Raw genomic sequence first — 20,003 nt, forward strand, 5'->3', positions numbered from 1 at the left:
TCGGGAACGACGATCGCGATCAGGCGACCCAGCTTCCGTTCGACAAAGGCTTCGCATTGTTCAGCGATACGAAGCCAGCCGGGCTCACCTGATACGTCTCCGGGGTCATGACCATGGCCAGCACTCTCGACGACGTGGCGTCGAAACGTTCCGGAGGCGGCATTCCTTCGAAAGCCTGTGGCATCCCGTCATCGCGGACCTGGCGCAGTAACGACATGAAGCCGACGTCTCTGTCTACCGTTTTGTCCAGACATGGAAGCGCCGGGTAAGCCTGCCACCCGCGCGGTGGCTCCAGACGCCAGTACTCGTCCCTTTCCGCATCGCCGAACGTCCGGCTGACCGCCTGATTGAATTCGCCCGCCAGCTTCGTCAGTCGCGGAAACTGATTGATGCGAGATTCAAGCCAGGCAAGATCGTCGGGATGCACATCCTTGCCCGTTGCTTTCAGACGGCCCTTGTCGAGATGCAGGTCGAAATTCATGGCCACCACGCCCGGTCGTTCCAGCGTCAGCGATGCGAGGAAGGGAACCAGCGCGTCGGTGAATGACGCAAGGCGACGACCGAGGTCTTTTTGCTGGTCCCGCGAACTGAATAGCGAAGCGAACAGGCGTTCCGCGATCTCATCGGACGTGGGCCCTTCCGGCGGCGGCTGCAGACGTCGCTCGTCGGGTATGGCGGGTTGTGCGTCGATCGACGCCTCGATCGCACGCGACGCCAGCGATTCGCTCGAATTGCGGATGGTCAAGGCTTCCATGGGCGATGCATCCTGAAGGTTTCTTTGCAGATGTGCTCAAAAGGCAACTCCCCATGCTTTGCCGATGGCGCGCCGCCGTCGACAGTGGCGATCACGACGCCCGACGGGTTGTATTCGATGTCCCAGAAATCGGGCGGATTCCCGCGCGTGGGGACGGTGATAGGGCCGATGGCGCCACCCCTGCAAGGACCGATCTTGAGAGCGGTGCGCGCGACGCCTTGTTCGTCGGTGACCGCGGTCACCTCCGTGAGCAGCCAGTGACCGTTCGTTCCGACGTCATATCCCTTGAACCTGACCACGTAACCCGCACCGACCGGCGTGGCGCGGTCACCTTCGAAGACCTTTGCTTCGACATCGGCGACACGCGCGACGTTGGCCCCGCCAGGTACCGTTGAGTCAAGGCCGGGTGCGAGATGGCTGATGTTCTCCTTGCTCCGCACCATCGTGACGACCGCTGCCGCGCCGGGATCGCGCAGCGCGATCGTGTAGCGAGCCCCCACAGTGCTGGCGTCGCCTTTGACCTGCACGAAGACGGGTCGGGACGAATCCACCCGGTACGCTGATCCACCACGAAGCTCGCCGGTCTTTTTCGCCCCGTCGACGACGATACCGACGACGCCCGCTGGCGCTTCGAGTTCGAGGTTCGCCGTTTTCTGGTCGGGCCGGAACGAGATGAGGAAGTTGTCGACGTCACCGGCGTTGTCGAGGTTGCCCTCGATGCGCTGGTTGCCTTCCAGCTTCGTCGTCGTCGTGAAGGCGTCGTTCGGTTCGTGGCGGTCGACGCCGGTGGAGAGCGTTACCTGCATCTGGAACGGCGAGGCATCGCCGCCTTTGGGGCGCCCGACGAGAAGCAGCCAGCGCGTGGAGGAATTGCTGATCGACTGCAGGACGCGGTAGGCGTCCATGGAGGCATCGGTCGCGGCGGCGTGTGTGCTGCCATCGCTGTCCACGCGCACGAGGCTCACATCGTGTAGCTCACCTGCGCGGAAGCCGGCGAGGTTGACGTCGACCTTGGTCGCGGCTGGCGTCTCGGGCGTCACGAACTGGAAGCAGCCCAGCGTGGAGCCGACGGACAGCGAGGCGTCGTAGACGGGCCCGATCTCCATCGGTGCACAGCCGGGAAGCGCTGGCGCGGTTGCCGGCGTGGTCTCCGGTGGCGCGGCCTCCCGCGCATACGCCGTCAGTGGGAGCAGCGCGGCGACGAACGCGCTGTAGAACAAGGTCCGGTTCATGCATCGCTCCATGTCGAAAGGAGCGATAAACCTATCGAGGCGCCCGAGCGGCCGCCGTCCGGCAGTCCCCCGAAAACGGGACGTCTACGCCCGCGATCCTCGTAAGCACGACAACGACGCGCGAGAGAACGACCGATCCGAGAGGGAGCTGGCGTGCGGCGTCTCCGGAGCGATTCCGCAGGGAGGCGAAGGCCGGACGAGGACTTAGCGACGGAGATGCCGCGCGCCAGCTCCCCGCCTCACCGCCGCTCTGCACGTCAGGCGGCGCAGCGAACTCAACGAAAAACGCTTACTTCTTGCCCTTCACGACCGGAAGCTGCGCCGTCTGCCAGCCGTACGTGCCGCCTTCGAGCACGAAGACCTTCGTGAAGCCGGCCTTGAGCAAACGGTTCGCCGCCTTGCCGACGCCGCGGCCGTCCTTGTCGACGAGCACCACGGGCAGTTCCTTCGCCTTCGACAGATCCTTCTGGGTCTCAGGGTCGAACTGGCTCATCGCCACGTTCTTCGCGCCCGGGATGTGCGCCTTTTCGAAATCCGCGCTCGCCGAGAGATCGATGATCAGCGGGGTGTCCCGGTTGATCAGCTGGGTCAGGCCGGCGGGGGTCAGGCTCTTCCACTTGCGGAACAGGCGGGCGATCTCGGTCGCCACGAGCACCACCAGGATCAACACGAAGAGTGCGACCAGCTCGGGGTGCTTGCTCACGAAACCGGGCAACTTCTGCAAAACGTCGTTCATCGTGTCTTTCCGCGTCCCAGTGGGGGATAAACGATCGATTATATCGGCTTTAGTGGGGGCTGAAGTCGGGCAGGCCCGTCATCAGGGTCCACTTGCCCTTTTCCCTGTCGTAGTGCCAGCGCTGACGGTCGACGATGCCGCGCTCGGCCTGCGTGTTGATGTTGACGACGTTGATCTGGACGACCTGCACGACCTCGTCGTCGCCATCCGGACGCGGACCGGACCCTTCGTCGTAGCCCGTCACGCGCAGCTGCTGCAGGCGGCTCTGTTCCACCGAGCTGATCGGGTGTTCTTCGGCGTAGGTCTTGTCGATGAACGCCTGCGCGCCGGTGAAGTCGCCCCAGCGGATCGCCGCGCCGTAGTTCATCAGCGTCTTGTTCAACGCCTGATTGCGCTTGTCGGTGGCGCAGCCCGCGAGGGCCAGCAGGGCGAGAGCGAGGGCAGGCAGGGCGTAGGGGCGCATGGCGGCTTCCATCGTGGCGTCGGGCGGCATTATGCCCGGCGTTTGGCCACGAAGCGCGCGTCCATGCTGGCGAGGGCCTTGCCGTCGGCGCCCGGCACCACGCAGGTGAAGTCCGCGCGGGCACGGCCCCGGGCGTCGAGCGTGGCGAAGAAAGTCGCCCAGTCGGCGCCCGGCGCGAGGGTGGCCTCGGCGCGCAGGTCGTCCCAGACCGGCTCGAGGTAGCGCACGGTCGAGTCGGCCACGAACACGTCGCAGTCGTCGCCTCGGCCGCGCAGGCGGGCCTCCACCAGCGCCCAGCAGGCCAGCGTCATCAGCGTCACCAGGCTGCCGCCGAACGCGCAGCCCTTGTCGTTGATGTTCGGCGGCAGCGGGGCCGTCATGGAAAGCCGCTCGCCGTCGAAGGCCGGGATCGCGATGTCCATGGCGCGGGCAAGGGGGATCGTGTCGCGGATGAAGCCCGCCAGATCGGCGAGAGAGGGCTGGATCGTGGTCATAAGCGGTCAAGCATACGTTCCGCCACGATCCGTTCGCATCCGTATGGGTGACCCAACCTTCGGCATTGGTGACGGCGTCCCCAGATTCTTATGCTGGCCGTTCGTACGCAGGATGCTTCCGTGAGTCGCTCCCTTCCCCTCCGCAACGTCACCGTGGTCATCACGCGCCCCGCAGGCACTGCCGGGCCACTCGCCCGCCGCGTGCGCAAGCTCGGCGGCATTCCCGTGAGCGTGCCGGGTCTTTCGTTGCGGGCGACGGAAGACGCCACGGCGGTCGGCGTGTCGTTGCGGCGCGCGCTCGAGGGCGACGTGGTCGTGTTCACCAGCCCGGCCGCCGTTCGCTTCGCCGCCGACGTGCTGCCGCTGGCCACGCGCGCCACGGTGATCGCCGTGGGACGCGGCACCGCCCGGGCCCTGAAGACGGCCGACGTCACCGACGTGCGTTTCCCCGAAACGTCTCAAGACAGCGAGGGCGTGCTCGGCCTGGCCGAGCTCGCCGACGTGGTGGGTAAGCGGGTCGCCCTCGTGGGGGCGCCGGGCGGTCGTGGCCTGCTCCGGGAGGCGCTGGCCGCGCGGGGCGCGACCCTCGACGAGATCCACGTCTATCACCGCGTCGCGCCGCGGATCGACCGGCGCCACATCGACCCCCTGCTGAAGCTGGGCCGGCGCTCCGCCGTGCTGCTTTCCAGCGCGGAGGCGCTGGATCACCTGCGCCGCGCGCTCGTCGCGCCGGCGTGGCGGCGGCTGGTGCAGGCGGTGGCCGTGGTCAGCAGCGAACGCATGCGCTCCGCCGCCCTGGACGCCGGATTCGAGCGTGTGGCGGTCGCCCGGTCGGCGCTGCCCACCGACCTCCTGACGGCCGCGGCCGGGGTGTCGTTCACCCGCCGTTGAAGGATGTGTTCCGTGCGTTGGCGTATGGCCTGCTAGCATGCCCGCCATGACGACCGAGACTCCTTCGACCGATACCGCTCCGGCGACGCCGGCCCCGGCCGCCGCCGCCCGTTCCGCCATGCCGCCCCGGCGCAGCGATCCCGCGCCCCGTCGCGGCGGCGGCACGCTCGCCGTCGCGATCCTGTTTTCGCTCGCCGCCCTCGGCGCGGCGGGCTACGCCGGATGGACGGTCTGGCAGATGCGCGGCGACCTGGGCGCGGCCAATGGCCTGCGCGGCCAGGTCGACACGCTGCAGACCGCCGTCGACGGGATGCGCGACGAGAACGCGAACCTGCGCCGCCGCCTCGCCGACGCCGACGCGGTGAACCGCTCCGCGCGCGAAGAGATGCTCGGCATGTCGGAGCGCACGCGCAACCTCGAGGACGCCGTCGCCAACCTCTCCGAGCGCAGCCTCAGCGGTCACGACGCCATGCTCCTCGACGAAGCCGAATCGCTGCTGCGCATGGCGAAGGAGCGATTCGCGCTGTTCGGCGACGCCAGCGGTGCCCTCTCTGCGTACGAGCTCGCCGATAGCACGCTCGCCGGCGTCAACGACAGCGCGTTCGCCGCCGTCCGCCAGAACGTCACCGCAGAGCGCGAGGCACTCGCCGCCATCGCGCCGCGTGCCCGTGCGAACGATCTCGCCACGCTCGCCGATCTGCGCGCGCAGTTGCCCACGCTGCCGCTGAAGAGCGACGACACGAAGACGGCCGACGGCGCCGATCAGGGTTTCTGGCAGCGTGCCGGATCCGCGCTCGGCAGCATCGTCCGCGTCAGTCACGACGACGGCACGCCCATAGGCCTTGCGGACGACCGCATCGCGCGCGAACTCGCGGCGCTGGACGTCGCGCACGCCGAGGCGGCGATGCTGGCGTACGACGATACGGGCAGGCAGGCCGCGCTGAAGCGTGTCGACGCCGTGCTCGCCGCCCGTTTCGACACCGCGTCGCCGGCCGTGCAATCGGCGCGTTCGCGCATCGCTCAATTGCTCGCCAGTCAGGCGAAGGGTGCCGAACCAAAGCTCGGCGCCGCGCTGGCGGAGCTCCGTAACCTGCGTTCCGTGCACGCGTTGCAGCGCGATACCCCCGCGAAGCAGCCCGCGAGCACCAGTTCCACATCGGCGCCCGCCAGCGCCGGAACCGCCGCCACGTCGCACGAGGCCACGCCATGAAGCCGTGGCGCTGGGTCGTCGGACTGATCCTCGTCGCGGTCGTCGCGGCGTTCGCGTGGCACTGGGTCGCGGAGGATCCGGGTTACGTGCTCGTGCACCTGCGTGGCACCAACGTGCAGATGACGGTCGTGACCGCCGTCGTTCTCCTTCTGCTCGCGTGGGCCGCCATCGCGGCGCTGATCGCGCTGATTCGCTGGCCCTTCGGGGCGATGACCCGCCGTCATCGTCGCCTCAGCCGTCGCCGTCTCGCCGATGGCATCGTCTCGCTGGTGGAAGGCCGCAACAGCGAAGCCGAGCGCGATCTGAATCGCGCCGCGCGTTATCCGTCCGTGCGCGGGCCGGCCCTGCTCGCCGCGGCGGAAGCCGCCGAGCGTCGTGGCGAATCGGCGCGCGCCCTGGAGTCGCTCGACGCCGCCGCGCAGGAGACGCCGCGCGCCGCGCGCGTACTGCGCGCTCGGCTGCTGCGCCGCACCGGCCGCGCCAGCGAAGCCGTCGCCCTGCTCGCCACCGAAGCCACCGAGGGCGGCCTCTCCCCGGCCGGCTGGGTCGAATACGCCGAAGCGTCGCTGGCGACGAACGAACCGCGCCACGCGTTGCGCGCGCTGGAGCCGCTACAGAAGAGCGGCGAACTCGGTGCCCGCAACTATGCGGAACTCGAATCCCGCGTCATCGCGGCCTACGTCGCCAGCGCGCCCGATGGCGCGTCGCTCGCCAGCCTGTGGTCGCAGTTGCCGAAGCATCAGCGTCGGCTCCCCGCCGCCGTCGATGCCTACGCACAGCAGGCGGCACGTTACGGCCAGACGATGGCCGCGATGGACGAAATCGAAACCGCGCTCCGCCGCGAATGGTCGCCGTCCCTCGTCGCGACCTACGGCGGCATGGGTGCCGAGGACATCGAGCAGAGGCTGCGCCGTGCGGAGGGCTGGGTCGACGCGCATCCCAACGACGCCGCGCTGCTCACGGCCGTGGGCCGCATGTGCGCGCGCGTCAGGCTATGGGGCAAGGCGAAGCCCTACCTCGAACGCGCCCTCGCCATCGAGCCCAGCGCCGCGGCATGGGAAGCACTCGGCGACGTCTACGTCGGCGAAGACCACGCAGAGCTCGCGCAGCGCTGCTACCGCAACGCGCTGTCGCTGGCGCGGGGCGAAGGCACCGAAGCCCTGCCGGAAGAACTGCGCAGCCGCCGCATCGATACGCGCGTGACAGCGGTGGAAGAGCGCGACCAGCACGGCGTGCCGCGACTGTCGCCGTGATGCGTCAGCCTGTCGCCGCTCAGTGTTTTGCCCCGGGCGGTGCCCATTGCCCTTGTCTTGCGCAGCGATGAGCGCGGGCCTGAAGCGAGTCGATCTCCGCGGCCGCTTTGCCGGCGTAGGCGCCGGGGGCGTCGAGTTGCGCGTACAACGCGGCGCATTGCCGAGGCGTGTCTGCGCTCGTCGCGAAAGGTGCGAGCGCATGGCGCACTGGCCCGACGGCCCAGCAGGCGGCGGCTGCTGCCGCGATCCACGGCACCCACGGAAGCCACGCGCGCGCTTTCCGTCGTAGCGCACCTGAGTGCGAAGGCGTCTTGTGCCAGTCGTCGGCCACGACGCCATCCCCGTCGCGCCCAGGCGCGCTCCGACGGGGCGACGGTGACGGCGGCGGCGATGTGAACGCCGACTTCCACGCGTCGAGCAACGCGTCGGACACGTAGAGTCGTAGCCATTGCGGCAGAGACTCGTCGAGACCGTGTACCTCCGGCCAACGTCGCGCGACGTTGGCGTCGATCGACGTTTCCGCACGCGCGAACAGCGCGATCCATTCGTCGCGTCGACGCTCGTCGTACGCGAGCCACGCCTCGCGCTGCACGAGCACGGCGCGTATCCACTCGCCACGTTTTCCGAGTGGTGGCAGATGCTCGGCGTCGTACCAGCGAAACGGTGCAGCGGCGGCCGCGACGACGTCGGCGCGTCGGGCGATGCGCTGGCCCATCAGCAGGTCGATGAGGTGTTCTTCGAACTGACCTGGCGCGTCGATGTAGCGCGTGCGAAGTTCGGCGATCGCCTGCGTCAGGAGGGCGGGAATCGTTTCGGCAGGCTGGCTGCCGACATCCGCGGCGAAGCCGAGCGCGAGGATCAGGGTGGGATCGGTCGCTCGGCCCTCGACATCCGCGTCGCCGGGCCGCGACGGCGAGACCGGGGTCGCCGGCGTCGCGGTGCCGGTTGCCACGACGCTCAGGCCCCGCAGCGCGCGATCGTCCTGATCCACGCCGGCCTGCACCGCGGCGCCCAGCACGGCGATCTGCTCCGGATCGATGGTGACAGTGGGGCTTCGCCCGAACATCTGCGCGACGAGCGCACGAATCGCCGGCATGCGGGTAGCGCCGCCCGCGAGCACGATCGCCTCCAGGTCGGCGGCGCGCACGCGTGCCAGGCGCATGGCACGCTCGATGGGATACCAGAGGCGATTGATCAGTGGCTGGGCGAGCGTCGCGAACGTGTCGCCGTCGAGGGTCACCCGCACCGTCGTCTCGCCGTCGCGGATCATCAGCGTCGCGGAGCCGCGCGTCGAGATGTCGTGCAGCGCGTCTTCGGCATCCTGCGTGAGCCGGGCGAGGAAAGCAGGGTCTCCGCGGCGATCCGCGGCCACGCCGCTCGCGAGAGCATGCGCAACGATGGCGTCGATGAAGTCGAGGGCGCCCAGCCTGTCGTCTCCCGCGCCGCCGCGAACCTGTATCACGTCGTCGGACACACCGACCACCGCGACGTCGAACGTACCCGCGCCGAGGCGGAAGATCAGCGACCGCGTCTCGTCGCCGAACGCGTGCAAGGCATGCATCAGTGCGACCGCCGTGGATTCGTCGATGAGGCGCACGACCTTCAGGCCGGCGAGTTCGGCGGCCAGCCGGGTCGCATCGCGCTGAGTCGGGGTAAAGCACGCGGGAACGGTGAGCACGGCATCGGTGATCGCATGCCCGAAGTGCGCTTCCGCGTCGGCGCGAAGCGAACGGAGCACGAGCGCCGACAGCTCTTCGGGCCGGAAATCGCGCTCGCCGATGCGCACGCGATGCTCGCTGCCCATCGCTCGTTTGAACACCGTCGCCACCGAGGACGGGTCCGTACGCCGTCGCTCGTACGCCGCCCTGCCGACGAGCAGGCGGCCGTCTTCCGCCACGCCGACGCACGACGGCGTCGCGGTGTCGCCGAGGGCGTTGGGGATAAGCCGCGGTGCGCCATCGACCCATGCGGCGGCGCGGCTATGGGTGGTCCCCAAGTCGATGGCGATGATCACGCGGTCCGTCCCCCGATGTGCCTCCGTGCCGCGCGACGCCCGTCAGAGCGCGGTGAGGTTCGCGTAAGCGTAAACCAACCACTTGCTTCCGGCATCCTCGAAATTCACCTGCACGCGCATGTGGGCACCGGCGCCTTCGGCACTCACGATCGTGCCTTCGCCGAACTTCGGATGGCTCACGCGCTGGCCGAGGCTGATGGGCGACGCTTCTTCGAGCGACGCGCTGGCGTAGCGATCGGCGTACGCGGGGCGGGAAACCTGCACGCGCGGGCGCAGTTCGTCGATCAGCTGCGGCGGAATCTCGCCGAGGAAGCGCGACGGCCGGGCGAGCATTTCGGTGCCGTGCATGCGGCGCGATTCCGCATGCGACAGGTAGAGCCGCTCGCGTGCACGCGTGATGCCGACATAGGCGAGACGACGCTCTTCTTCGAGCCGGTTTTCTTCCTCGGTGGAGCGTTGGCTCGGGAACAGACCTTCCTCCATGCCGACGAGGAAAACCACCGGGAACTCGAGGCCTTTCGCCGAGTGCAGCGTCATCAGCTGGACGCAGTCGTCCCACGCTTCGCCCTGGCCTTCGCCGGCTTCCAGCGCCGCGTGCGAGAGGAACGCGGACAATTCGTTGAGACCGGCGTCGGTGTCCTCGGGTGTCATCTCGAAACGGCTGGCAACGTTCACCAGCTCGTCGAGGTTCTCCACCCGCGCCTCGCCGTTGCCGCGTTTGTCGTTCTCGTAGAAGTCGCGCAGCCCGGTGTGGATGATCGCGTGCTCGATCTGCTCCGCGAGATCGAGCGCCGTCGGGTTCTCGTCGGTGTCGGCGTCCCCACGTCCCGCGAAGGTACGCGCGAGGTTGTCGATCAGGCCGATGAACGCCTTGACCGCGTTCTTCGCGCGGCCGGCCATCGAGCCGATCGACGCTTCCGTCAACGAGGCTTCCCACATGGAGCTGCCGTCGGAGCGCGCGCGGCGGCGCAGTTCGTCGAGCGTGCGGTCGCCGATGCCGCGCGGCGGGGTGTTCACCGCGCGCTCGAAAGCGGCATCGTCGTGGCGGTTGGATGCGAGGCGCAGGTACGACAGGGCGTCCTTGATCTCGGCACGATCGAAGAAGCGCAGGCCGCCGTAGACGCGGTAGGGCAGGTCGCGCTGGATGAGCTGTTCTTCGAAGTTGCGCGATTGCGCGTTGGACCGGTACAGGATGGCGCAGTCGCGTGCGTTGCCGTGCTCTGCCACGTGTTCGCGGATGCGTTCGATGACGAAACGCGCCTCGTCCTGTTCGTTGTACGCCGCGTACAGCGCGATGCGCTCACCTTCGCCGCCATCGGTCCACAGCTGCTTGCCGAGACGACCGCCGTTGCGGGAAATCACCGCGTTGGCGGCGTTGAGGATCGTCGACGTCGAGCGGTAGTTCTGTTCGAGGCGGATGGTCTTCGCGCCCGGAAAATCGTTGAGGAACTGCTGCACGTTCTCGACTTTCGCGCCGCGCCAGCCATAGATCGCCTGGTCGTCGTCGCCCACCACGAACGCCTGCCCGGTCGACCCGGCAAGCACGCGGATCCACGCGTACTGCAGCGTGTTCGTGTCCTGGAACTCGTCGATCAACAGGTAGCGCCAGCGATCCTGGTAGTGCTTCAGCACCTGGGGATCCTTCAGCCAGAGCTCGTGTGCGCGCAGCAGCAACTCGGCGAAGTCGACGAGGCCCGCGCGCTGGCACTGCTGTTCGTACGCCTTGTAGATCTCGACGAAGGTGCGCGTGACCGGGTGGTCGCGATGTTCGATCGCGTCCGGGCGCTTGCCCTCGTCCTTCCAGTTGTTGATCTGCCACGACGCCTGCCGCGGCGGGAACCGTGCTTCGTCGAGACCCATGCCCGCGATCACGCGCTTGATCAGGCGCTGCTGGTCGTCCGAGTCGAGGATCTGGAAGCCTTCGACGAGCCCGGCCTCGCGCCAGTGGCGCCGCAGCAGCCGATGGGCGATACCGTGGAACGTGCCGACGGTGAGGCCCTGCGTACCGCCGGGCACGATGCCGTCCAGCCGCGCGCGCATCTCGCCCGCCGCCTTGTTGGTGAAGGTCACCGCCAGGATCGCCCACGGGGGCACGCCTTCGACCTGGGTCAGCCAGCCGATACGGTTGGTGAGCACGCGGGTCTTGCCGGAGCCGGCGCCGGCGAGGATCAGGTAATGGCCGGGCGGGGCGCTGACGGCCTCACGCTGGGCATCGTTCAGGGAATCGAGCAGGTGGGAAACATCCATCCACCCATTGTAGCGGAGGGGCGCGCGAGGCTCCCCTCCGCGAGGTGCCTCAGCGCTTCCGGGCGATACCGGCCACGGCGACGATGCCGCCGATCACGATGCCGGCGATGCCGACCCACTGCGGAATGGCCTTGTCATGGGTGGCCTCGATCTTCGCCGACCCGATGGACGCCACGGTATCCGTCTTGCTGTAGCTGCCGTTGCCCAGTGTGACCCAGAGACCCAGGCCAATCAGGACCACGCCCACGATGATGAGACCAGCACGCATATGAGTTCCTCCCGTTTATGTGGCGCCGAGCATGCTGTCACGTATGTGGAGGGTTTGTGTGCGGCTGGCTCGGCCCGTTCGGAGGCCGAGGCTTTTTGTGCGAAGCCCGCTGGCTGGCGATGGGTGCTTGCGGCAAGCACCCATCGCCAGCAGGCTGGCTCCCACCCGAAGGTAGGTGGCCTCGTCGCAAGCACCCTTCGCCCGCTAGCGGGCTTCCCAAAGACGGGTTCTTAGCGGTGCCAGAAAGAGGACAAAAAAAACCCCGAGAGCCAGGGGAGCTCTCGGGGCCGGTGGATGATGCGATCCAGGGGAAGATCGTTCATCCGCAGGGTGACTCCAGGGAGGCGGAGTCCACCGATGAGACGCCGTTGCGTGCGTCCACAGATATAGACGTCCCGCGGGGGCGAAAGTTGCAACGGCGTCCAAAAAAAGTCAGTTGACGTTCATTCGCAACGAAATCAGTGATTTGCGAGTGATCAACATGAACGACTATACGGAAATATGACGTTTGGACGGCCAAAGTGCCCGTGCGTTCCGCGAATCTGTGACGAACGTCGCAGGGTGGCGGCGCGATTTGCCGGAATGGCTCCGTTCGCCGCCGTCGCCGCCGTCGATACTGCGGGCGCCGGCGACATCGCTGGCGGAAGACAGGGGATGACCAGTCGGTGTTGCGCTCGACGCCCACGTGGCGGCGAGCGGGCGCGGCTGCGCGTTCGACTGGCTTTCTTCCGGAAAATGGATGTGGAGGAGTCACATGAATCGGACGACATGCTGGATGGGATCCGGCCTGGTGTTGATGGGCGCCATGATCGCGGCGCAGGCGATTCCCGCGCAGACGGCGTTCCAGGCGAAGCCGCTGCCGACGATGGAGGTGTTGCGTGCCGCGCAGCCCTTTCAGGACAACAACGGGATGATTCCGCCGAAGAACCAGTACGCGGGACCGCTGTTCAGGCTCAACCACGCATGGCCGACCGCCTTGCCGCCGCTTGCCTCGGCGCCGTGGCAGGTCGCCATCGGCAACGGCGCCATCACCACGCAGAACGCTCCCGCGTACGCGAAGGCATTGAAGGATGCCGTGAGCGCGAATGCGCGGTCGCTCATCATGCATTACGACACGTGGGATGCCGCGAAGGCCGGTTGGTACAACGAGCCGTGGCTGGGCTCGCTGCGCGAGTCGATCCATGGCACGTACGAAGCGGGGCAGTTCGGGCCGGCGATCTTTCCGGGCACGGGCCTGCGGACGACGTTCCAGACGCACGTGCTCACCTATTACGACGCACGGGCGGCGTATACGATGCACACGTTCTGGGGCGATTCGGCCATGAAGCCGAACCTCAGCACGGGACCGTCGCAGTTCGCCGAGGGCTCGATCATCGTCAAGGCGGCGATCTTCGGTTCCACCGATCCGAAGATGCCGAGGGACTGGTGGACGGCGCTCAAGGGCGCGCAGGAGTGGCCCACGTACGTGACGGTGGATCCATCGGGTACCGGTGCGCCGCAGGTGTGGCCGGGCTACGTCGCGCAGTTCGACATCATCGTGAAGGACTCGCGCGCGTCGCCGCAGACCGGCTGGGTGTTCATGACGCTCGTCTACGACAGCCGCGTGCCGGGCGACGCATGGGACCGGATGGTGCCGCTCGGCGTGCAGTGGGGTAACGATCCGCAGGCCACGCGCGCGGGCATGCCCTTGCAGGAGAACTGGAACAATCCGGCCGCGCCGCTGTATGCGACGCAGACGCTGGGCTGGGGCGGTCGTCTCTCCGGACCGAACGACGGCGGGCGCAACGACATCGCTGTGAACGGCAAGGTGATGCGCAACGAGCCCGATTCCAGTTGCATGAGCTGTCACAGCACGGCGCAGTGGAACAACGACCTGCATCGCATGCCGAGCTTCCTGCTGCCGTCGTTCGCGACGAACCAGCCGCCTTACTTCCAGACCTGCGGGGACACCGGCAAGCTGGATCCGAACGGCAACCTCATCTGCTCCCCGGCACCGGGGTCGAAGGAATGGATGAAGTGGTTCCAGAACCGCAAGGGCAACGTGGCGATGGACCCTGGCTCGTTCGCCACCGACTTCGACGAAGTGTTTTCGTTCAAGGCGCTGAAGCTGTGGTGGGCGGCCACCGGGCCGGCGAATCAGGCGCCGCCGATGCTGCTTCGCCTGCCGGGTCAGCCACGGCGTTTCAACCAGTACACGGGCGCGCCGTTACCGGCGCCCGTGCGTGAGCCGTCGTCGGGACACTGACGCGCGGAGGGGCGGGGCGCTCAGTGCGCCTCGTCCCAGTTCGCGCCCACGCCGATGTCGACCTGTAGCGGCACGCTGAGTTCGGCCGCGCCGGTCATGTGCGTCTCTATGCCCGCGCGGATCTCGTCGACCGCGTCGGCGCGCACTTCGAAGACGAGTTCATCGTGCACCTGCATCAGCAGGCGCACGTCGTCGCGCGGTTCGATCCAGCCGGCGACGGCGATCATCGCGCGCTTGATGATGTCCGCGGCGGTGCCCTGCATGGGCGCGTTGATCGCCGCGCGTTCCGCACCGGCACGATGCGACGGGTTTCGCGACTTCAGGTTTTCCAGATACAGCCGACGGCCGAACAACGTCTGCACGTAGCCGTCGCGATGCGCCTGCTCGCGCGTCGCGTCCATGAAGGCGCGCACGCCGGGATAGCGGGAGAAATAGCGGCCCATGTAATCGGAGGCTTCGCCCCGATCCACGCCGAGCTGCCGGGCGAGGCCGAACGCGCTCATGCCGTACATCAGGCCGAAGTTGATCGCCTTCGCCGCGCGTCGCTGGTTCGGCGTGACCTCGTCGGGCGTGACGCCGAAGACTTCCGCCGCCGTGGCGCGGTGCACGTCGCCGCCTTCGCGGAACGCGCGCACGAGGCCTTCGTCGTTCGACAGGTGCGCCATGATGCGCAGCTCGATCTGCGAATAGTCGGCCGCGACGATGCGCCAGCCCTCGGGCGCCACGAACGCCTGGCGGATGCGCCGGCCTTCTTCCGTGCGCACCGGGATGTTCTGCAGGTTGGGATCGGACGAACTGATGCGGCCCGTCGCCACCGCGCCCTGGTGGTAGCTGGTGTGCACACGGCCCGTGCGCGGATTGACGATGCCCGCCAGCTTGTCGGTGTACGTCGAACGGAGCTTCGCGAGGCCGCGGTATTCGAGGATCAGGCGCGGCAACTCGTGGGTGTCCGCGATCGCCTCCAGCGCCTCTTCGTTCGTCGAGGGCTGTCCGGTCGGCGTCTTGATCTTCGCGGCGAGGCCCAGTTCGTCGAAGAGCACGGCCTGCAGCTGCTTCGGCGAGTCGAGGTTGAACTCGTGACCGGCCGACGCGTACGCCTGCGACTGCAGTTCGACCATGCGCTTGCCGAGCTGCTGGCTCTGCTTGCGAAGTTCGTTGGCGTCGATCAGCACGCCGGTGCGTTCCATCTTCGCGAGCACCGGCACGAGCGGCATCTCGATGTCGGTGTACACCGCGCGCAGCGACGGTTCGTCCTCGAGCTTCGCCCACAGCGCCTGGTGCAGGCGCAGCGTGATGTCGGCATCCTCGGCGGCATAGCGGCAGGCCGTGTCGCAGTCCACCTGCGAGAACGGGATCTGCTTCGCGCCCTTGCCGGCCACGTGTTCGTACTTGATCGTGGTGTAGCCGAGGTAGCGCTGCGCCAGCGAATCCATGTCGTGGCGCGTCGCGGTGGCGTTGTAGATGTACGACTCCAGCATCGTGTCGTGCTTCAGCCCGCGCAACGCGATGCCATAGTGCGAGAGCACGTTGATGTCGTACTTGCCGTGCTGGCCGACCTTGGGTCGCGTCGGGTCTTCCAGGATCGGCTTCAGCGCGCCAAGCACGTGCTCGGGCGACAACTGCCGCGGCGCGCCCGGATAGTCGTGGGTCAGCGGCACGTAAGCGGCCTTGCCGGGTTCCACCGCGAGCGACAGGCCGACGATGTCCGCGCGCATCGCATCGATGCTGGTCGTCTCGGTATCGAACGCGATCAGCGGCGCGGTCTCGAGCTTCTCGAGCCAGGCGGCGAGACGTTCCTCGGTGACCACGAGTTCGTATTCGCCTTCCGCCGAGAGCGCGGCGTCGAGCGGTGCCGCCGCCGGTGCCGGTGCCGGTGCCGCCACGGTGGGGGCGGGGGTCGCGGCCGGTTCGCCGCCGGCGTCCAGCTCCTTCAGCGCGGCCTTGAAGTCGTAGCGCGCGTACAGTTCGCGCAGCGCGTCGACGTCGCGCTCGCGCATGGCGAGGTCGGTGGGGCCGTGTTCGAGCGGCACGTCGGTGCGGATGGTGACGAGTTCGCGCGAGAGCGGCAGGCGCGGAATCGCCGCGCGCAGGTTTTCGCCGATCTTGCCGCCGATCCTGTCGGCGTTCGCGAACAGGGCGTCCAGCGTGCCGTACTCGCCGAGCCATTTCGCGGCCGTCTTCGGACCGCATTTCTCCACGCCCGGCACGTTGTCGATGCTGTCGCCCATCAGCGTGAGGTAGTCGACGATCTGCTCGGGATGCACGCCGAATTTCTCGATGACGCCGTCGATGTCCATCGTGGAGTTCGACATGGTGTTGATCAGCACGATGTGCGCGCCGACCAGCTGCGCGAAATCCTTGTCGCCGGTGGAGATGATCGTGTCGATACCCTGCGCAGCGGCCTGCACGGCGAGCGTGCCGATCACGTCGTCGGCTTCCACGCCTGGCACGCAGATGATCGGGAAACCCAGCGCGCCGACGATCTTCATCATCGGGTCGATCTGCGCGCGCAGGTCGTCGGGCATCGACGGCCGGTTCGCCTTGTACGCGGGGTACAGGTCGTCGCGGAAGGTGCGGCCCGGTGCGTCGCACACGAACGCCACGTAGTCGGACCCGGCCTTCATCGTCGTGCGCAGCATGTTGACGATGCCGAACAGCGCGCCGGTGGGCTCGCCGAAGGTATTGGTCAGGGGAGGCAGCGCGTGGAACGCGCGATACAGGTACGACGACCCGTCGATGAGCGTGAGCGTAGGCATCCCCGGATTCTCTCATGGCCGCGCGCGGGGTGTCCGTTCACGTGGCCGCGGGGGTGGGAATTGCTATGCTCGTCTCCCCGTACGGAGACTTCCCATGAATCGCATGCACGCCCTCGTCGCCGCACTCGCCCTGGCGCTGGCGCTTCCCGCCGCCGCCCAGACGGCGAGCGATCCGAAGCTGAAGACCTTGCCGCCACCCGCGCTGAACGACCCGGGCGTGAAAGCGGGCGAACCCGACCGCTCGGGGCAGAAGCCGATTCCGCGACCGGTGCCGTACGACCAGGCCACCGACCCCGACATGTACAAGTCCACGCCGGCGACGTCGGACGCGCAGGGCTCCCGCGTGACGGCGGCCAACCTGCCCGACCCGGGCGCTCCCGATCAGGGCATTCCGGACGTCCAGGTGCACATGGAAGGCGACAACCAGGTCCAGGAGTTCCGCCAGAACGGCAAGCTCTACCAGGTGGTCGTGACGCCGAAGAACGGCGTGCCGCAGTATTACAACGTCGACGAGGACGGCAAGCGCACGGGCACCAGTTCGTCAGGCATCCGTCCGGTGAACTACAAGGTGTACGAATGGGGCAAGGCACCGAAGCCGGCCGACGGTAACTGAGCCTTCCGGGGCACGTCACGCTCTGGTGGGAGCCAGCCTGCTGGTTCCCACCGCTGTCCTAGCCATCCAGCTCGGGGTAGTGCCTGAAGATGCCGTTCGTGCTGAACGGCACGCGGCGCTCGGAAGCGAGGTACGCGGCGATGTTCGGCCGGTCGGCCACGCGCTTCGCGAGGTCGCGCAGCAGCGGCACCTTCTGCTTCGCCATGGCCTTCGGGAAGGCGTAGTCCAGCCCCGCCATCACCTGGAACAGCGACAGGTCGACGTACGAATGCTGCCGTAGCGGAAACCGGCTCCCGCCGCGATCGATGGCCTTCTCGAAGTAGGCGAGGAATTTCGGTATCCGGTGCTCCCGGAAATCCTTCGAACGCCGCTTCGCTTCGTCGCGCTGGTCTTCGTAATACTGCTCCGTCGACACCGGATGATGGGTGTCGTGCACTTCGGCGACGAAGTCGGTGATCGTCAGCTCGAGTTGGTGCGCATGGAGCGCCGCGGCTTCGCCCTCGGGCACGAGGCCGTGCCGCGGCCCGAGGTAATGCAGGATGTTCGCTACCTGCGCGATGACCAGCCGGCCCGTCTTCAGGAAGGGCGGGGCGAAGGGCAGGGCCCCGGTGTGTTCGCCGTCGAGAAAGGGCGCGATCGCCTGGTCGCCTTCCACCCGCGCCACGTCGATGTACGGTGCCGCGACGTCCTCCAGGCACAGGCGCACGAACTCGCCGCGCCCCTGCAGCCCCGTCCAGTAGTAGAGCTGGTAACTCATCGCCACCTCCCGCCGTGAAAGGGCAAGCGTGCCCGCGCGTTTCTCAAGCCAGCGTGAGCGCGAGGGCCCGGAACGACTCCCAGACGGTCTGCGCGGGCGGCGATAGCGAACGCGCACGCCGGCGCACGAGCGTCACGTCGCGTCGGACTTCCGGTGTGAGTTTCAATGCGACGAGGCCGGGCCGCAGCGCGTCGAGCGACAGCGCGGGCGTGACCGTCACGCCCAGCCCGGCCTCCACCATGCGGAACGCGGTGTGCGGATGGCCGACCTCCAGCGCCACGTGCGCATCGATGCCGCGCGTGGCGAAGGCGGCGTCGATCAGACGGCGGCTTCCCGAGGCGTGGTCGAGAAGGACCAGGGGTTCGCTCGCGAGCCCCTTCCATGTGACGCCCTGCCGGGCGGCGAAGGCGTGATCGGCGCGGCAGACGAGCACGAAGGGATCGCGCAGGATGGTCTCCGCGTCGAATTCCTCGGCCGTGGCTGGCTCCACGCACAGGCCGAAGTCGACCTCGCCGCCCCGGACGGCGTCGAGCACCTGCGCCTGCGTCTGGTCGCGCAGCAGGATGTCGAGCGCGGGGTGATCGACGGCGCAGCGTGCGATGGCGGACGGTACGAGACCGGCGGAGAGCGTGGGCACGGCCGCGATCCGCACGCGGCCGCGCAACGGGTCCGCCTGCGCGACCGCGTGGGCGAGGACGCCGTCCAGTTCGTCGAGCACGCGGGACAGGGCCTGCTCGAGGTAGCGGCCGGCCTCCGTCGGCACCACTTCGCGCGTGCTGCGATCGAAGAGGCGCACGTCGAGTTCGCCCTCGAGATCCGCGATGAGGCGGCTTACCGCGGGTTGGGTAAGGTGCAGGGCGTCCGCCGCGCGGCGGAAGTGCCGGTGACCGGCCACCGCGAGAAAGGCCCGAAGCTGGCGCATCGATACATTCATAATCAGAATGTATCACCGAATCAGATAAAACGATTTGCGCTATGGATGGTGCGGCGGTGCAATAGGTGCATCCCCGATACCGGCCGTTCGCCATGCGTCGCTTCTTCCCCGACGGTTTCACGCTGTCCCTGATCGTCACGGTGGTGCTGGCCAGCCTGCTGCCCTGCCGCGGCGCGATCGCCGGCGTGTTCGGCGTCGTGACCGACCTCGCCATCGCGCTGCTGTTCTTCCTCCATGGCGCCAAGCTGTCGCGCACCGCCGTGGTCGCGGGCATGAGCCACTGGCGCCTGCACCTGACGGTGCTCGCCAGCACCTTCCTTCTGTTCCCGGCGCTCGGGCTGCTGCTCAAGCCAGTGCTCGCGCCGCTGGTGACGCCCGATCTCTACCTCGGCGTGCTGTTCCTGTGCACGCTGCCGTCGACGGTGCAGTCGTCGATCGCGTTCACGTCCATCGCGCGCGGCAACGTGCCGGCCGCGATCGTGTCCGCCTCGGCTTCGAGCCTGCTGGGCATCTTCGTCACGCCGCTGCTCGTCGGCGTCATCGTCGCCGACGCGGGGCAAGGCGGCCTGTCGTGGCACTCAGTCGGCACGATCGTGCTTCAGCTGTTCGTTCCGTTCATCGCCGGCCAGGTGGCGCAGCGCTGGATCGGGGGCTGGGTGACGCGCCACGCCGCGATGCTCACGTACGTCGACCGCGGATCGATCCTGCTGGTCGTGTATACCGCGTTCAGTGCGGCCGTGCTGCAGGGACTGTGGAACCAGCTGCCGTTACCGGTACTGGCGGGGCTTCTCGTCGTGAACGGCATCCTGCTTGCCGCCGCGTTGCTGATCACGCGTTATGGCGCGAGGGCGCTCGGTTTCGCGAAGGACGACGAGATCACGATCGTCTTCTGCGGCTCGAAAAAAAGCCTGGCCGCGGGCGTGCCGATGGCGAAGGTGATCTTCGCGGGGCATCCGCTCGGCCTCATCGTGTTGCCGATCATGCTGTTCCACCAGATCCAGCTGATGACGTGCGCGGTGCTGGCGCGGCGTTATGCAATGCGCCACGAGGCTGTCGCACGCGTGGACGCCGTCGCGCGCTGAATCGCCAGTCGGCTGTCTCCCCTCCGCGCAGGCGGGAGGCAGCCGGCTGGCGAT

Annotated in this window: 17 protein-coding genes; 6 read left to right on the plus strand and 11 right to left on the minus strand. The window is 68.0% G+C overall.

Annotated features, from left to right (window positions below):
• Window positions 1-19 precede the first annotated feature (19 nt).
• From BMX32_RS17120 to BMX32_RS17140, 5 genes are all read right to left on the minus strand, one after another.
• Window positions 20-754, minus strand: a complete 735-nt coding sequence (locus tag BMX32_RS17120) for a hypothetical protein (RefSeq protein WP_089981090.1) — start codon at window positions 752-754, stop codon at window positions 20-22.
• The gene (locus BMX32_RS17125; RefSeq protein ID WP_089981093.1) at window positions 742-1,986 is read right to left on the minus strand and encodes a hypothetical protein; all 1,245 of its coding nucleotides are present in this window, start codon (window positions 1,984-1,986) and stop codon (window positions 742-744) included. Before BMX32_RS17125 ends, BMX32_RS17120 begins: the two co-directional genes overlap by 13 nt.
• 289 nt (window positions 1,987-2,275) lie before the next feature.
• On the minus strand, window positions 2,276-2,722 hold the full coding sequence (locus tag BMX32_RS17130) for a rhodanese-like domain-containing protein (protein WP_089981095.1): 447 nt from the start codon (window positions 2,720-2,722) through the stop codon (window positions 2,276-2,278).
• 49 nt (window positions 2,723-2,771) lie between these two features.
• Window positions 2,772-3,185: a hypothetical protein gene (locus BMX32_RS17135; protein WP_089981252.1), complete on the minus strand. Its 414-nt coding sequence runs from the start codon at window positions 3,183-3,185 to the stop codon at window positions 2,772-2,774.
• Window positions 3,186-3,214: 29 nt separating this feature from the next.
• Window positions 3,215-3,679, minus strand: a complete 465-nt coding sequence (locus BMX32_RS17140) for a YiiD C-terminal domain-containing protein (RefSeq protein ID WP_089981098.1) — start codon at window positions 3,677-3,679, stop codon at window positions 3,215-3,217.
• A 120-nt stretch (window positions 3,680-3,799) separates the two neighbouring features.
• On the opposite strand from BMX32_RS17140, the gene BMX32_RS17145 reads away from it, so the two are divergent.
• From BMX32_RS17145 to BMX32_RS17155, 3 genes are read left to right on the plus strand one after another with little or no spacing between them, the layout of a single operon-like run.
• On the plus strand, window positions 3,800-4,570 hold the full coding sequence (locus BMX32_RS17145; RefSeq protein WP_244511591.1) for a uroporphyrinogen-III synthase: 771 nt from the start codon (window positions 3,800-3,802) through the stop codon (window positions 4,568-4,570).
• A 46-nt stretch (window positions 4,571-4,616) separates the two neighbouring features.
• Complete coding sequence (locus BMX32_RS17150; RefSeq protein WP_244511592.1) at window positions 4,617-5,780, plus strand: uroporphyrinogen-III C-methyltransferase; 1,164 nt, start codon at window positions 4,617-4,619, stop codon at window positions 5,778-5,780.
• Window positions 5,777-7,033: a heme biosynthesis protein HemY gene (locus BMX32_RS17155; protein ID WP_089981103.1), complete on the plus strand. Its 1,257-nt coding sequence runs from the start codon at window positions 5,777-5,779 to the stop codon at window positions 7,031-7,033. Before BMX32_RS17150 ends, BMX32_RS17155 begins: the two co-directional genes overlap by 4 nt.
• A 19-nt stretch (window positions 7,034-7,052) precedes the next feature.
• Here BMX32_RS17155 and BMX32_RS17160 read toward each other — a convergent pair whose 3' ends face one another.
• The 3 genes from BMX32_RS17160 to BMX32_RS17170 are packed head-to-tail and all read right to left on the minus strand — an operon-like array spanning window position 7,053 to window position 11,562.
• Window positions 7,053-9,047, minus strand: coding sequence for an Hsp70 family protein (locus tag BMX32_RS17160; RefSeq protein WP_089981106.1), 1,995 nt, complete (start codon window positions 9,045-9,047; stop codon window positions 7,053-7,055).
• 42 nt (window positions 9,048-9,089) lie between these two features.
• Window positions 9,090-11,294: a DNA helicase II gene (gene uvrD / locus BMX32_RS17165; protein WP_089981109.1), complete on the minus strand. Its 2,205-nt coding sequence runs from the start codon at window positions 11,292-11,294 to the stop codon at window positions 9,090-9,092.
• 49 nt (window positions 11,295-11,343) lie between these two features.
• Window positions 11,344-11,562 (minus strand): hypothetical protein, encoded by a 219-nt coding sequence (locus tag BMX32_RS17170; protein ID WP_089981111.1) that lies wholly within the window; start codon window positions 11,560-11,562, stop codon window positions 11,344-11,346.
• A gap of 754 nt (window positions 11,563-12,316) precedes the next feature.
• On the opposite strand from BMX32_RS17170, the gene BMX32_RS17175 reads away from it, so the two are divergent.
• Window positions 12,317-13,807, plus strand: a complete 1,491-nt coding sequence (locus BMX32_RS17175; RefSeq protein ID WP_139206780.1) for a hypothetical protein — start codon at window positions 12,317-12,319, stop codon at window positions 13,805-13,807.
• A gap of 20 nt (window positions 13,808-13,827) precedes the next feature.
• Here BMX32_RS17175 and polA read toward each other — a convergent pair whose 3' ends face one another.
• Entirely contained in the window at window positions 13,828-16,563 is a 2,736-nt protein-coding gene (gene polA, locus BMX32_RS17180) for a DNA polymerase I (protein WP_089981117.1), read from the minus strand.
• Window positions 16,564-16,657: 94 nt separating this feature from the next.
• Between polA and BMX32_RS17185 the strand changes: the two genes are divergently transcribed.
• Window positions 16,658-17,176, plus strand: a complete 519-nt coding sequence (locus BMX32_RS17185) for a DUF2782 domain-containing protein (protein ID WP_244511593.1) — start codon at window positions 16,658-16,660, stop codon at window positions 17,174-17,176.
• Window positions 17,177-17,234: 58 nt separating this feature from the next.
• On the opposite strand, the gene BMX32_RS17190 is transcribed toward BMX32_RS17185, so the two are convergent.
• Together BMX32_RS17190 and BMX32_RS17195 are read right to left on the minus strand one after the other, a co-directional pair.
• Window positions 17,235-17,933, minus strand: coding sequence for a glutathione S-transferase (locus BMX32_RS17190; RefSeq protein ID WP_089981119.1), 699 nt, complete (start codon window positions 17,931-17,933; stop codon window positions 17,235-17,237).
• Between the two features lie 43 nt (window positions 17,934-17,976).
• The gene (locus BMX32_RS17195; protein WP_244511594.1) at window positions 17,977-18,855 is read right to left on the minus strand and encodes a LysR family transcriptional regulator; all 879 of its coding nucleotides are present in this window, start codon (window positions 18,853-18,855) and stop codon (window positions 17,977-17,979) included.
• Between the two features lie 104 nt (window positions 18,856-18,959).
• Here BMX32_RS17195 and BMX32_RS17200 point away from each other — a divergent pair, with 104 nt between their 5' ends.
• Window positions 18,960-19,949, plus strand: a complete 990-nt coding sequence (locus BMX32_RS17200; RefSeq protein WP_089981125.1) for a bile acid:sodium symporter family protein — start codon at window positions 18,960-18,962, stop codon at window positions 19,947-19,949.
• The last annotated feature ends 54 nt before the right edge of the window (window positions 19,950-20,003 follow it).

The sequence above is a fragment of the Luteibacter sp. UNCMF331Sha3.1 genome (genome assembly GCF_900109915.1).
Classification (GTDB): domain Bacteria; phylum Pseudomonadota; class Gammaproteobacteria; order Xanthomonadales; family Rhodanobacteraceae; genus Luteibacter.